The sequence below is a fragment of the Rhodobacter calidifons genome (genome assembly GCF_011174775.1).
In the GTDB taxonomy this organism is placed as follows: Bacteria; Pseudomonadota; Alphaproteobacteria; order Rhodobacterales; family Rhodobacteraceae; genus Tabrizicola; species Tabrizicola calidifons.
Map to the genome: position 1 here is coordinate 187,814 of NZ_JAANHS010000002.1, position 13,267 is coordinate 201,080.

Below are 13,267 nucleotides of genomic sequence, written 5' to 3' on the forward strand. Positions count from 1 at the left end.
AACGGAGCCTGTTCAGGCTCCGGACCGGAATTCGCACGAATTCCGGGGGCGGAAGGGAGACGTTCGGTCATGGCTCGGCTGCGATCAGGTGAAAGAAGGTGCCGGTCGATAGCCCGCCGCCGGGCCGGAGTCGAGTGCTGCCGGTCTCGGCCACCCGGGCGCCGGTGGCATCCGTAACCTCGGCCAGCGGCGCATCCGGTTGTTCGAGTATGGTGGAATAATGGAACTCGTGCCCGCGCAGGACGCTTCCCGGGGCATGACCCGGAATGCCCTGCACCAGTCGGGCCCGCCGGTAACCCAGATGCATCCGCCGCTTCTCGAAGCTGGTGACCAGCCCCAGCAGCCCCGCCATCGGCCAGCGCTGACCTTCCCGGTCGATGATTGCCGCGCCCATCGCCATGTAGCCACCGCACTCGCCATGCACGGGCCTGGTTTCGGCAAAGGCCCGCAACCCGCTGCGGAAGCGGTCTGCCCCGGCCAGGGCCGGCCCGTGCAGTTCCGGGTAGCCGCCCGGCAGCCAGCAGACATCGGCCGAAGGGTCCGGCCCCTGATCGGCCAGGGGCGAGAAGGTCAGCACTTCGGCCCCCGCACGGCGCCAGCCGTCCAGCATGTGCGGGTAGACAAAGCTGAAGGCCGCGTCGCGCGCCAGGGCGATCCTTTGTCCCGGCGGTGTGATCCGCACCGCAGGCGCGGGACGCAGCGCGCCGTCCGCGGCGGCGATCAGGGCATCGAGATCCACGTTCTCGCGCATCAGATCGCCCGCTGCGCGCAGCAGTTCGGCCAGCGCCGGCAATTCCTCGGCCTGCACCAGGCCCAGATGCCGTTCCGGCATCGCGATGGCCGCCTGCTTCGGCAGAGCACCCAGCACCGGCAGCCCCGCCTCTGCCATGCCCGCACGCAGCAGCGCCTCGTGCCGGGGCGAGGCGACCCGGTTCAGGATCACGCCCGCCACCCGCAGCCCAGCCCGGAACCGCGCCAGCCCCAGCGCCACCGCCGCCGCCGTCTGCGCCTGGCCCGAGGCGTCGATCACCAGAACCACCGGCCAGCCCAGGCGCAGGGCCAGATCCGCCGAGGCCCCGTTGCCCGCTGCACCCGACGCCGCCACCCCGTCGTAAAGCCCCATCGAGCCTTCGGCCAGCCCCAGGTCCGCCCCCTCGGCGAGCCCCGCCAGCCCGTCCAGCATGTCCCCCGGCATGGCCCAGCTGTCCAGGTTGTAGCTGTCCCGCCCCGAAGCCGCCCGGTGAAAGGCCGGATCGATGTAATCCGGACCGTTCTTGAACGGCTGCACCACCAGCCCCCGCGCCCGCAGCGCCGACAGAAGCCCCAGCATCACCGTGGTCTTGCCCGTGCCGCTGGCCGGGGCGGCAATCACGAGGCCGGGTATCACTGCCCGGTCTCCGGAAAGCGCGGCGCGCTGCCCAGCGGGCGATAGCGCCGGTCATAGTCACCTGCGTAAAGCCGGCTTTCCGCGAAACCCTCCTGCGCCAGAGCCCGCCCAATCAGGATCAGCGCTGTCCGCTCGCCCGCACCGACCGAGACATCCAGCGTGGCCAGCGTGGCCCGCAGCACCCGCTCTTCCGGCCAGGAGGCGCGGAAGACCACCGCAACCGGACAGTCCGGGCCGTAATGCGGCAGAAGCCGCGCCACCACGTCGCCCAGCACATGCACCGAAAGATGGATCGCCAGGGTTGCCCCGGTGCGGGCGAAGGCCTCCAGGCTCTCGCCCTCGGGCATCGGCGAGGCGCGGCCCGAGGTCCGCGTCAGCACCACCGACTGCGCCAGCCCCGGCAGCGTCAGTTCCGCCCCCAGCGCTGCCGCCGCCGCCGCGAAGGACGGCACGCCCGGCGTCACGTCATAGGGGATGCCAAGGTCGCGCAGCCGCCGCAGCTGCTCGCCCATCGCCGACCAGACCGACAGGTCCCCGGAATGCAGCCGCGCCACGTCCTGCCCCGCCGCATGCGCCGCCTGGATCTCGGCCACGATCTCGTCCAGGCTCATCGGTGCGGTGTTCACGATCCGGCAGCCGGTGGGGCAATGCGCCAGCACCCCTTCCGGCACCAGCGAGCCGGCATAAAGACAGACGGGCGAGGCCGCGATCAGATCGCGCCCCCGCAGCGTCAGCAGATCCGCCGCCCCCGGCCCGGCCCCGATGAAATGCACGGTCATCCTGCACCGTTCCAGAGGCGAACCTCTGCCTTTCCCTTCTGCAAACATCCCCGCCCGAGGCAAACGGCCGAGCCGGTTGCGCGCCCTTTGCGCGCAGAGGCGAGACAGAAGGCTTGCGCCGCAAGGCGCGCGATTTCACAGCCGCCCCTCACCCCGAACCCTCCGCCAGGGCCACCGTCGCCCACCCGTCGGCCGACACCGCCCGCGGCCCGCGCAGTCGCGCCCCCGGCCCCGCCGCCACCAACGCCGCCGCCTCGGCGATCGAGCCGGTGCCGAACATCTCCTCGACCCGGTCCGAACGGGTCGGCGTCGGCACGCCGCGCAAGGCGTCAGGGGCCAGCGCGACGATCGGCAGGTCCAGGGCACAGGCCAAGGGCTCCAGCCCCCCGACCTTCGCCGCCAGCGTGGCCAGATGCGTCACGCCATCGGCCCCTCCGGCACGGTCCAGCGCGTCCCGAAGCGATGCCAGCGACACCCCGGTCCTGAAGCCGAAGCCCGCCACGATCATCGCGTGACGCTCCATTGCAGGATCGGCAGCGCCGCGCGCCAGCCGCGCTTGCGGCCGATGGCAGCCGATTCCGCAAGCGCGATCCGCAAGAGCGCCCCGCCGTGTCGCGCCGACCAGTCAAGAACCAGCGCCTCGGTTTCCAGCGTAACGGCGTTCATCACAAGGCGCGAGCCCGGCGGGATCAGGTCCCACAGCGCGTCCAGCAGCGCCCCGGAGGCCCCGCCGCCGATGAAGACGGCATCGGGGGTGGGCAGGCCCGTCAGCCCTTCGGGCGCGCGCGCTTCGGTCAGGCGGTGGCGGTGCGACAGGCCGAAGGCTTCGACATTCCCGCGCGCGCGAGCGGCGCGGGTGGGGTCGGTCTCCAGCGCCTCGACCCGCGCGCCTCCGGCCAGCAGCCATTCGATCCCGATGGACCCGGACCCCGCGCCGATGTCCCACAGCACCTCGCCCGGCCGGGGGGCCAGGGCGGACAGTGTCAGCGCCCGCACGGGCCGTTTGGTGATCTGGCCGTCGTGCCGGAACAGATCGTCCGGCAGGCCCGAGGCACCCGGCAGTCCGGGATCGGTGGCCTCGATGGCCGCCGAGACCGGGGCCGCGATGGGGCCATCTGGCAGGCCGCGCGTGATCCGCTCCTGCGGGCCACCAAGACGTTCGAGGACCGTCAGGCGGACACCGGGGTGACCGTTGTCGCGCAGCCAGGTGGCAAGGTCGGCGACAGCGGCTCCATCGCGCAGGGTGCAGATCACCCGTATCCCGCGCCCCAGCACCGGGCGCAGGCGCGCGAAGGGCGCGGCGTGCAGGCCAAGGCAGATCACCTCCTCCAGCCGCCAGCCCAGCCGGTTCGCCGCCAGCTGGAAGGTCGAAGGTGCGGGGTGGGACGTCCATTCGCCGGGTGACAGAAGCGCCATCAGACTGCCGCCCGCACCGAACCAGAACGGATCGCCCGAGGCGAGAACGACGGTGGCTTGCCCCCGATGCGCAAGGACGGGGGTCGGATCGAAGGGCACGGGCCAGGGTTGGCCCCTGTCCCCGGCCTCGACCAGCGCCAGATGGCGCGGACCGCCGAAGATCACGCGGGCCCCGGCCAGCGCGGCACGGCTTGCGGGCGACAGGCCCTGTGGTCCATCTTCGCCCAGACCGATGATCGTGAGCCAGGGATCAGCCATGACCCGCGTCCTGCTTCTGGGCGGAACCACCGAGGCCGCCGCGATGGCCCGTGCGCTCGCCGAGGCGGGGGTCGATGCGGTCTATTCCTACGCGGGCCGCACGGATGCGCCGGTGACCCAGCCCCTGCCGGTGCGGGTGGGCGGGTTCGGCGGCGTGCCGGGGCTGGTCGATCTGCTCCTCACCCGGTATTTCACCAATATCATCGACGCGACCCACCCCTTCGCGGCGCAGATGAGCCGCAATGCCGTCGAAGCCAGCAGGATTACCGGCGTTCCCCTGATCGCGCTGGAACGGGAACCCTGGCAGGCAAGGCCCGGCGACCGCTGGACCCATGTGCCGGACATCTCCGGGGCCGTCGCGGCGCTGGGAGAGGCTCCGCGCCGGGTGTTCCTGGCCATCGGGCGGCAGACCCTCGACCCCTTCGCCGCCGCGCCGCAGCACCACTATCTTCTGCGCCTCGTCGATCCGCCGACCGAGCCGCTGCCCCTGCCCCGGGCCGAGGCGGTGATCGCGCGGGGGCCGTTCACGGTGGACGGCGACCGGGCGTTGCTGCGTGACAACCGGATCGAGGTGATCGTTGCCAAGAACTCCGGCGGCGCGGGGGCCGAGGCCAAGCTGATCGCCGCGCGCGAGCTGGGAGTGCCGGTAATCCTGATCGACCGGCCGATGGTGCCTGACCGACGGGTGGCGCGGACCGTGGCTGATGTCATGGCCTGGCTGAACGATTGAACCGGGGCCAAGACTTTTCGAAAAGTCTTGCAAAATCCTTCGAAGGATTTTGGCCCGGTTCATCTGACGCTCCTTGGGGAATAGACGAAGCGCCCGACGCGGCGGGTGGCCGAGTTGCCGAGGATCACCACGGTGCGCATGTCGGCCATCTCGGGGGTGGCTTCGGCAAGGGTGACGGTCTCGATGCGCTGGTCAGGGGTGCTGACCGCGCGGGCGAAGGTGACCAGGCGGTCCGGCCCGCATTCCTCGCGCAGGGTGGCGAGGGCTTTCGCGAAGCCTTCCGGGCGGCTGGCCGAGCGGGGATTGTAGAAGGCCATCGCGAAACCGGCGCGGGCGGCGTGGCGGAGGCGGGTCTCGATCACCGCCCAGGGCTTCAGGTTGTCGGACAGGTTGATGCAGCAGAAGTCGTGGCCCAAAGGCGCGCCCGCAGCGGCGGCGGCGGCCAGCATGGCGGTGATGCCGGGCAGGACCCGGATGTCGAGCGCCTGCCAGTCCGGGCGGCCCTCCAGCGCCTCGAACACTGCCGAGGCCATGGCAAAGACCCCCGGATCGCCAGAGGAGACGACGACGACCCGGTGCCCCGCGGCGGCCATCTCCAGCGCGGCACGGGCACGGTCGAGTTCAACCCGGTTGTCCGAAGGGTGCAGCGTCAGGCCGGGGCGCGGGGCGACGCGGGCGACGTAGGGAATGTAGCCCACCACATCCGTCGCCTCGGCCAGCGCCGCCGAGACCTCGGGCGTGACCAGCCGGTCATCCCCCGGGCCGAGACCCGCAATGGCCAGCCAGCCGGTCATTCATGGATCTCCGGGCGGCGGCCGTGGCCGTGGACAAGGACGATGGCGAAATAGGGACAGTCGGTCGGATCGACCTCGGCCAGACGGGCCACGCGCTGGTTCGGCATGGTGCCGCGTTCGACCAGCCAGGCCTGATCCAGCCGCCCCGCACGCTCCAGCGCGCGGCGGACGCGGGGCAGGTTGCGGCCCGTCTTCATCACCACCAGCGCGTCGGCCTGCTGCATATGCCGCACCAGATCATCCTCGGGCAGCGTGCCCATCAGCACGGTCAGCACGTCATCGCCCCAGGTGATCGGCGTGCCGGTCGCGGTCCAGCAGCCGGTCATGCCGGTGATGCCGGGGATCACCTCCACCGCCACCCGGCCTTGCAGGCGCGAGTGGAGGTGCATGAAGCTGCCGTAGAAAAACGGGTCGCCTTCGCAGAGCACCACCACATCCTCGGACGCGGCGAGGGCGGCAAGGCGGCTCGCCCAGTCGTCGTAGAACCGGGCCAGCGCGTCGGTGTAGTCAGGGCTGTCGAAAGGCAGTTCCGTGGTGACCGGATACTCCATCGGGTATTCGATGGCGGCGGGGTGCAGCATCCCCTCGACGATCTGGCGGGCCTGTCCGGGGCGGCCTTCCTTGCGGAAATAGGCGACATGGCGGGCGGCCCCGATGGTGCGGGCGGCCTTCAGGCTCATCAGCTCGGGGTCGCCGGGGCCGAGGCCGGCGCAGATCACGCGTCCCATCGTCATTCCTTCCGGCTGGCAAGGGCGTTGACTGCGGCCACGGTGATCGCCGACCCGCCGAGGCGGCCCTTGACGATCAGGGCGGGCGCGGGCGGGGCCGCCATCAGCGCGTCCTTCGACTCGGCGGCACCGACGAAGCCCACCGGGCAGCCGATGATCGCGGCGGGCCGGGGGCAGGCCGGGTCTTCCAGCATGTTCAGCAGGTGGAACAGCGCGGTGGGCGCATTGCCGATGGCGACGACGGCCCCGGCAAGGTGGGGCCGCCAGAGCTCGAGGGCGGCGGCGGAGCGGGTGTTCCGCATCTGCCGGGCCAGGTCCGGCACCTGCGGGTCGTGCAGGGTGCAGATGACCTGATTGTCCTTCGGCAGCCGGGCGCGGGTGATGCCCTCGCTGACCATCCGCGCATCGCAGAGGATCGGCGCGCCGTCCTCCAGCGCCGCCCGGGCGGCGATGGCCATGCCGGGGCTGAACTGGATGTGGGGCGCCAGTTCCACCATCCCGGCGGCGTGGATCATGCGGACGGCGACCACCTCTTCCTCGGGGGTGAAGCGGGAAAGGTCGGCCTCGGCCCGGATCATGGCGAAGCTCTGGGCGTAGATCGCGGCGCCGTCGGTTTCATAGAGGTGGGGCATGGAGGGCCTTCAGGTGGTTCAGGATCGCCTGCGGGGAAAGGCCCGTCAGGCTGGGCGTGTCATGGGCGGTGCCGTGCCGGATCAGGACGTAGCCCTTGTCGGTGGCGGTAAGGGTCAGCGGCGCGGGGCCGGGATGGGCGCAGCCCTTGGCGCAGCCGGAGAGGTGCAGGCTCTGCCCGGGCGCGAGATGCGGGGCGATCTGTCTTGCAAGCTGGCGCGTGTCGCCCCTTGCCTGCGGGCAGGCGGGCGCGCCGGTGCAGGCGGTAATGCGCAGCATCGGGTCGGCCGGGTCGATGATGAGGCCGGCGATCTTCGGCAGCGTCGTTGCGCCCACGATCAGCAGCATCCGCCACGGCGTCGGGCGGATCTTGTGGCCGAGGGCGGCGAGGGCGCGCAGCGTCGCGGCCTGCATCTGGCCGAAGGCAAGGGCGACGAGCGCCCCGTCCGGGTGGAGACCGGGGGCTGGTGCAGGGAGCGGCTCGGCGGGGGCGAGGGTGCAGTCGGGCGGGACGATGCCACGGGCGATGAGGGCGGCCATGCGGCCCCGGCCGTTGCTGATGCCGCCATTGGCGACGAACCATTCGGCGATGGCGATGGTGTCGCGGGCAAGGTCGGTGACAGGCTGGCCGAGCGGGTGTCCGTCGGGGCGCAGGATCAGGCGGCCGTCGCGGCTGCGTTCGACGCGGATATCGGCGGAGGCCTCGGTCAGGACAGGGCGCGGGCCGGTGTCGAGGGCGAAGCCGAACTTGCCGGGCAGGCGCGGCATCCGGGCAAGGGCGGCGGTGAGGGTGGCGGCGAGAGTGTCGGTGGCGGTGGCGTCAAGGGATCCCCGTCCCGGGCTTGACCCGGGACCTCGTCCTTCGTCCAGCGTGCCCGGTCCCACGAGAGGTCCCGGGTCAAGCCCGGGACGGGGGGCGCGAAAAGGGGTGACGATCAGGTTGCGGAGGGATTCCGTCTGGATGTCGGGGTCGATCAATCCGTGGTGGCGCAGGTCGTCGATCAGTCGCGGATGGCTGGCCTCGGTCACGCCCCGCAGTTGCAGGTTGGCGCGGGCGGAGAGGTCGAGGATGCCGTTGCCGTGGGTTTCGGCGGCGTCAGCGATGGCTTGCGCCTGTTCGGGGGTCAGGCGGCCCTGGGGCGGGCGGATGCGGACCACGAGGCCATCGCCGGATTGCATCGGGCGGAGTGCGCCGGGGCACCAGCCCTTGATCTCCCAGGCGGTCATGCGGCGTGCCTTCGGGTTGGGGCGGTTTTCGGATCGAGCGCCTTGCGGCGCAAGTCTTTTGTCTCGCCTCTGCGCGCGAAGGGCGCGCAACCGGCTCGGGGCGTGCCTCCGGCGGGGATATTTGGGGACAGATGAAAGGGCTGCCCGGTCATGCGGCACCGTCGAGGCTTGCGGCGATGGAGTTGCGGCGGGTCTGCCAGAGGCCGGCGTCACGCAGGCGGCGGAAGAGGTCTTCCATGGCGGCCAGGGCGGCGGGGTTTTCGCGGGCGAGGAAGTCGCGCACCTCGTCGCGGCCCAGGGTGGCCTCGTGGTAGAGGTCGAAGAGGTGCGGTGGGACCACTTGGGCCAGATGGGCGAAGGCGGCCATGTGGTCCAGCGTGGCGGCGATTTCGGCGGCGCCGCGGAAGCCGTGGTGCATCATGCCTTCCGCCCAGGCCGGGTTGGCGGCCCGGGCGCGGGTGACGCGGGCGATTTCCTCGGTCAGGGTGCGGGCGTGGGGCGTGTCGGGGCGGGTGGAATCGAGGTGGTAGAGGGCGGGTCTCGCTCCGCCCAGTTTGGCGACGGCGGCGGCGAAGCCTGCCTCGTGCGCGGCGTAGTCGGCGGCGATGAGGACATCGGTCTCGGGCAGGTCCTGGGCGTGGACGAAGCTGTCGGCTGACAGGACTCGGGCTTCGAGGGCGGCGCGGGCCTCGGTGGACTGGCCGTCCTGGCCGATGGCCCAGGAGGACGCGTTGAGCCAGGCTTCACCGGCTGCGGCGCGGGCCTCGTCGGTGAAGGTCTCGGCGGCGGTGCCCATGCCAAGGCCGTAGAGGCCGGGTCTGGGGCCGAAGACGCGGGAGGCCCGCGTGGTATAGGGGTTGTCCTCGGGCGGTTCTTCCCTTCGGGACAGGGCTTCCGCCCCGGCCTCGAAAAGCTGGGCGAGCGTCGGGAACACGTCGCGGAACAGGCCGGAGACGCGGAGGGTGACGTCGATCCTCGGGCGGCCGAGAAGGGCGAGGGGGAGGATTTCGAAGCCGGAGACGCGGGCCGAGCCTTCGTCCCATTTCGGCGCGAGGCCCGCGAGGTGGAGGGCCATGGAGAATTCCTCACCCGCCGTGCGCATGGTCGCTGACCCCCAGAGGTCCACCACCAGCCCGCGCGGATAGTCGCCGTGGTCCTGGAGGTGGCGGCGGATCAGTTCCTCGGCCAGTTTCACGCCCTGGGCATGGGCGTTGCGTGAGGGGACGGCGCGGGGATCGACGCTGAACAGGTTGCGGCCGGTGGGCAGCACGTCGCTGCGGCCGCGGTGCGGCGAGCCTGCGGGCCCGGGGGGGACGCGCTGGCCGTTCAGCGCGGCAAGAAGGCCCCGGGTCTCGCCCTCGCCGTCGCCGAAGATGTGCAGGCCGTGGCCGTATTGGCTTTCCTTCAGGTCGCAGACGAAGCGGTCGATGCGGGTGATCGCCTCGGCCGGGGTGGCATTGGCGGACAGGCCGAGGTCGGCGGCCACGCCCGATGCCGCAGCCTCGTCGCGGATCGTGTCGATCAGGCGGCGGCGGCGGGCGGGGTCCAACCCGTCGGCGGTGGAATATTCGTCGAGGAGGCGTTCGAGGCGCTGGAGTTCAGGCGGGACCACGCTTTGCGTCAGCGGCGGCGGCAGGTGGCCGAGGGTCACGGCGCCGATGCGGCGCTTGGCTTGCGCCGCCTCGCCGGGGTCGTTGACGATGAAGGGGTAGATGACCGGGGTGGGGCCGATCAGCGCCTCGGGCCAGCAGGTATCCGACAGGGCGACGGATTTGCCCGGCAGCCATTCCAGCGTGCCATGCGCCCCCATGTGGATCAGGGCGTGCAGGGATTGCGACCGGAGCCACAGGTAGAAGGCGACATAGGCGTGGCGCGGGGTGCGGGAGAGGTCGTGGTAGTCGCTGTCCCGGCTGGCAACCTCGCCGCGTTCGGGTTGCAGCGCGACGAGGACGTGGCCCCGGCGGGCGGCGGGGAAGTGGAACGCGCCGTCCTTTACCGAGGGATCGGTGGCGGGGTCGCCCCAGGCCTTGTGCAGGGTCCGGCGGAGGGTCTCGGGGAGAGTTGCGAGGGCGGCCTCATAGGCGGCGAGGGGCCAGGTGAGGGTTTCCGCCAGCGCCTGCGGCAGGGGTTGGCCTTCGGTGGCGTGATAGCCCTCGCCGGCGAGGGTTTCGAGGAGGCGCTCGGTCGAGGCCAGCGCGTCGAGGCCGACGGCATGGGCCATCTGATGCGGGCGCCCGGGATAGGTGGAGAGGATCACGGCAATGCGGCGGTCGGGTGCGGGGGTGGTGGCCAGGCGGTGCCAGTGTGTCACGCGATCGACCACGGCTTTGATGCGGCCCGCGTCGGCGCGGTGGGCGAAGCGGGAGAATTGCAGCTCCGGGTGGCGCTTGCCGGGGGACTTGTGGCTGACGATCCCCGCGAAGAGGCGGCCGTCCACCTCGGGCAGGACGACATGCATCGCAAGGTCGGCGGGAGAGAGGCCCCGGTCGGAGGCCGCCCAGTCGCGGCGGCGGTTGGTGGAAAGCGCGACCTGGAAGACGGGGCAATGGGCGGCGTCGAAGGGGGTCCTGCCGGCATCGTCGCGGGCCGAGAAGGCGGTGGCGTTGACGATGGCGGCGGGCGGGTTTGCGGCGATTTGGGCCGACAGCCAGTCGGCGACGCCGGGGGCCTTGAGGCTCGGGGCGAAGGCGCCGTGGGCGGCGAAGCCTTCGGCGCGGAGGGCGTTGATCAGGGCATCGACGGGCGCGGTGTCGCCCGAGGTGAGGTAGCTGCGGTAGAAGGTGACGAGAACCCGTCCCGGGCTTGACCCGGGACCTCCCCCGGTGGCCTGGGTGTCCGGTTCGCACAGAGGTCCCGGGTCAAGCCCGGGACGGGTATTCGCGGCGACCGGCGCGGGAATGACTCCCCGGTCGGGGTCGTAGAACCCCATCTGCGGCACGGTCTTTTCGCCGATGACCGGGGCCGCGTAGAAGCCGGCCGCCAGCGCCAGTTGCGCAAGGGCCGCATGGGCCGCGACGGCCCCGCCCTCGTCGCACAGCGCCTGCAATCGGCGGAGGGTGGAGACGGGCAGCGTGGACAGCTCATCCAGGCGCGGATCGGGGCGGCCGTCGGCGGGAAGGATGGCAAGCGCAATGCCCTTGCGGCGGGCGAGGTCCTGGAGCGTGGCGAGGCCGTAGGGCCAGTAGGCCTCGCCCCCGATCAGTCGGACGAGGACGGCCTTTGCACCGCAGAGCGTGCGGTCGGCATAGCTGTCGACGGAAACCGGGTGCTTCAGCGCGATGATGTTGGCAAGCCGGACCGTGGGTTGGAAACCCAGCCTGCGGGCGCGCTCATAGCCTGCCGTGAAGGCCCCGAGGTCGCTGTCGGAGAACGAGAGCACCACCAGATCGGCCGGGTCCTGCCCGACGTCGAAGGGGGTCTCGGTTTCCTCCAGCCCGTGGCTTTCGCGGAAGACGACGTGCATGGGTTACGCCCTTTCCCGCCGGGCAAACCCGCCCCGGGCCTGACCCGGGGCCTCGTGGCAAGGCAGAGGTCCCGGGTCGAGCCCGGGACGCGATGACCCCGTGACCGTCCGTCGCGCGCCTGCCGGTGCGGAACCCCGCGCCATGCCGTCAGACCCCCAGAACCCTGCGGATCGCGGCCTCGTCGATGTCGTCGTGCTCGGCGATGACCACCAGTTGCGACCGGCGCGGGTCTGCCCCCCAGGGCCGGTCGTACTGCATCCGCACCCGCGCGCCGACGGCCTGCACCAGCATCCGCATCGGCTTGCCCGCCACGGCGATATAGCCCTTCACGCGCAGGACCTTCTGTTCGGTCGCCAGACGGACAATCGCGGCGGCCAGAGCCTCGGGGTCGGTGACGTCGGGCAGGTCGATGACCACGCTGTCGAAATCGTCATGCTCGTGATCGTCCGCGCCATCGTGGTGGCTGGGGCGAGCGGCGAGGTCGTTCTCGGCCGCCGCATTCAGGCCCAGGATGACGCGGGGGTCGATGACGCCATCTGTCATAGGCAGCATCGGGACGGGCCGGGTCATCTCGGCGGCGATGACTTCTTTCGCGGTGGCAACGCCGGCTTCGCCGGCAAGATCGGCCTTCGACAGCAGGATCAGGTCGGCGCAGAGGATCTGGTCCTCGAACACCTCGGACAGCGGCGTCTCGTGGTCAAGCGAGGCATCGGCGGCGCGTTGCGCCTCAACGGCCTCCGGATCGGGGGCAAAGCGGCCCGCGGCCACGGCCTCGGCATCCGCCAGCGCGATTACCCCGTCCACGGTGATCCTTGACCGGATCGCAGGCCAGTCGAAGGCCTTGAGAAGGGGCTTCGGCAGGGCAAGGCCCGAGGTCTCGATCAGGATGTGGTCGGGGCGCTGGGGCATGGCCATAAGGGCCTCGATCGTCGGGATGAAATCGTCGGCCACGGTGCAGCAGATGCAGCCGTTGGCGAGTTCCACGATGTTCTCGACCGGGCAGTTCTCGTCGGCGCAGGATTTCAGGATGTCGCCGTCCACGCCCACGGTGCCGAATTCGTTCACCAGGATCGCCAGGCGCTTGCCCTGCGGGTTCTGCATCAGGTGGCGGATCAGCGTGGTCTTGCCCGCGCCAAGGAAGCCGGTGATCACGGTCACGGGGATTTTGGTCAGGTCGGTCATTCGGCGGCCTCGTCTAGCGGCGGATGGGGGGGAATGCGGGCGATGCTCTGCTTGCGGAAGACGGTGGGGCGGTCGCGCCACGGGACGATGCCGTCGCTGGTCGCCGCGTATTTCCGGGCGCCTTCCAGGATTGCGGGGACGTCGTCAAGGGTCAGGCGGCCATAGACATAGGACCAGGCGCCGGGTTTCGTCAGCGAGACCGCGCAGCCGGTGTTGCAGGCCGAAAGGCATTCCACCCCGACGATGCGCACGCCTTCGGGGACGGGTCCGGCCAGAAGGGCGGCGTGAAGCTGCGCGCCGGGGGGCGTTGCGCCCTCGGGCACCGGCTGGCCGGCCTTGCAGGTGGTGCAGACGTAGAGGGTCGTGCCCATCGTTGCCTTCCAATAGGCGAAAAGGGTGGGCCAGCGAGGGGCGTTTCCGCCGATCACCGGTCGCGGAACACCCCGTCCGCCGGTTGCCGTTCACGCTGGCAGGTCTCCCGGCTTGCGGATACTGGGTCTCCCCAACAGCCCCCGCCTTCCCGGCATCCGCCAGTGGCCATGGGACCTCTCCGGTCACGGTCGCGGGGGCGGCTGCTTCGGGTCGTTTCCGACCTGTCGCATTCCCTCTTCGCCTGTCATAAACAGGAACCAGCGCCAGTCCACCTGAGCCATGGCACCCCCCCTTGTCAAG

At 71.3% G+C, this 13,267-nt stretch carries 12 protein-coding genes and 1 riboswitch; of the genes, 1 reads left to right on the forward strand and 11 read right to left on the reverse strand.

Annotated elements, in window-relative coordinates; genetic code table 11:
* Nucleotides 1-67: 67 nt before the first annotated feature.
* The 4 genes from G8O29_RS03455 to cbiE all read right to left on the reverse strand — a co-directional run bounded on the left by G8O29_RS03455 (nt 68) and on the right by cbiE (nt 3,840).
* Nucleotides 68-1,384: a cobyrinic acid a,c-diamide synthase CobB gene (locus G8O29_RS03455; RefSeq protein WP_166402085.1), complete on the reverse strand. Its 1,317-nt coding sequence runs from the start codon at nt 1,382-1,384 to the stop codon at nt 68-70.
* Nucleotides 1,384-2,166, reverse strand: a complete 783-nt coding sequence (gene cobM / locus G8O29_RS03460; protein WP_166401827.1) for a precorrin-4 C(11)-methyltransferase — start codon at nt 2,164-2,166, stop codon at nt 1,384-1,386. Before cobM ends, G8O29_RS03455 begins: the two co-directional genes overlap by 1 nt.
* Before the next feature lie 148 nt (nt 2,167-2,314).
* Nucleotides 2,315-2,689 carry a cobalamin biosynthesis protein gene (locus tag G8O29_RS03465; RefSeq protein ID WP_242678858.1) on the reverse strand — a complete coding sequence of 125 codons (375 nt, stop codon included), beginning with the start codon at nt 2,687-2,689 and terminating at the stop codon, nt 2,315-2,317.
* Entirely contained in the window at nt 2,671-3,840 is a 1,170-nt protein-coding gene (cbiE, locus tag G8O29_RS03470) for a precorrin-6y C5,15-methyltransferase (decarboxylating) subunit CbiE (protein ID WP_166401828.1), read from the reverse strand. The genes G8O29_RS03465 and cbiE overlap by 19 nt, the downstream gene beginning before the upstream one ends.
* Between cbiE and G8O29_RS03475 the strand changes: the two genes are divergently transcribed.
* Nucleotides 3,839-4,570 (forward strand): cobalt-precorrin-6A reductase, encoded by a 732-nt coding sequence (locus tag G8O29_RS03475; protein WP_166401829.1) that lies wholly within the window; start codon nt 3,839-3,841, stop codon nt 4,568-4,570. The two genes, cbiE and G8O29_RS03475, sit on opposite strands and share 2 nt — an antisense overlap.
* A gap of 59 nt (nt 4,571-4,629) precedes the next feature.
* On the opposite strand, the gene cobJ is transcribed toward G8O29_RS03475, so the two are convergent.
* The 7 genes from cobJ to G8O29_RS03510 all read right to left on the reverse strand — a co-directional run bounded on the left by cobJ (nt 4,630) and on the right by G8O29_RS03510 (nt 12,966).
* On the reverse strand, nt 4,630-5,364 hold the full coding sequence (gene cobJ / locus G8O29_RS03480; protein ID WP_166401830.1) for a precorrin-3B C(17)-methyltransferase: 735 nt from the start codon (nt 5,362-5,364) through the stop codon (nt 4,630-4,632).
* Nucleotides 5,361-6,092, reverse strand: a complete 732-nt coding sequence (locus G8O29_RS03485) for a precorrin-2 C(20)-methyltransferase (protein WP_166402087.1) — start codon at nt 6,090-6,092, stop codon at nt 5,361-5,363. Before G8O29_RS03485 ends, cobJ begins: the two co-directional genes overlap by 4 nt.
* Nucleotides 6,093-6,094: 2 nt before the next feature.
* Nucleotides 6,095-6,724, reverse strand: coding sequence for a precorrin-8X methylmutase (locus G8O29_RS03490; RefSeq protein WP_166401831.1), 630 nt, complete (start codon nt 6,722-6,724; stop codon nt 6,095-6,097).
* Complete coding sequence (locus tag G8O29_RS03495; RefSeq protein WP_166401832.1) at nt 6,708-7,949, reverse strand: ferredoxin-like domain-containing protein; 1,242 nt, start codon at nt 7,947-7,949, stop codon at nt 6,708-6,710. The genes G8O29_RS03490 and G8O29_RS03495 overlap by 17 nt, the downstream gene beginning before the upstream one ends.
* 148 nt (nt 7,950-8,097) lie before the next feature.
* On the reverse strand, nt 8,098-11,412 hold the full coding sequence (gene cobN / locus G8O29_RS03500; protein WP_166401833.1) for a cobaltochelatase subunit CobN: 3,315 nt from the start codon (nt 11,410-11,412) through the stop codon (nt 8,098-8,100).
* A gap of 148 nt (nt 11,413-11,560) precedes the next feature.
* Nucleotides 11,561-12,595 carry a cobalamin biosynthesis protein CobW gene (gene cobW / locus G8O29_RS03505; RefSeq protein WP_166401834.1) on the reverse strand — a complete coding sequence of 345 codons (1,035 nt, stop codon included), beginning with the start codon at nt 12,593-12,595 and terminating at the stop codon, nt 11,561-11,563.
* Nucleotides 12,592-12,966 carry a DUF1636 family protein gene (locus G8O29_RS03510; protein WP_166401835.1) on the reverse strand — a complete coding sequence of 125 codons (375 nt, stop codon included), beginning with the start codon at nt 12,964-12,966 and terminating at the stop codon, nt 12,592-12,594. Before G8O29_RS03510 ends, cobW begins: the two co-directional genes overlap by 4 nt.
* 80 nt (nt 12,967-13,046) lie before the next feature.
* Nucleotides 13,047-13,244: riboswitch (cobalamin riboswitch) on the reverse strand.
* Nucleotides 13,245-13,267 lie beyond the last annotated feature (23 nt).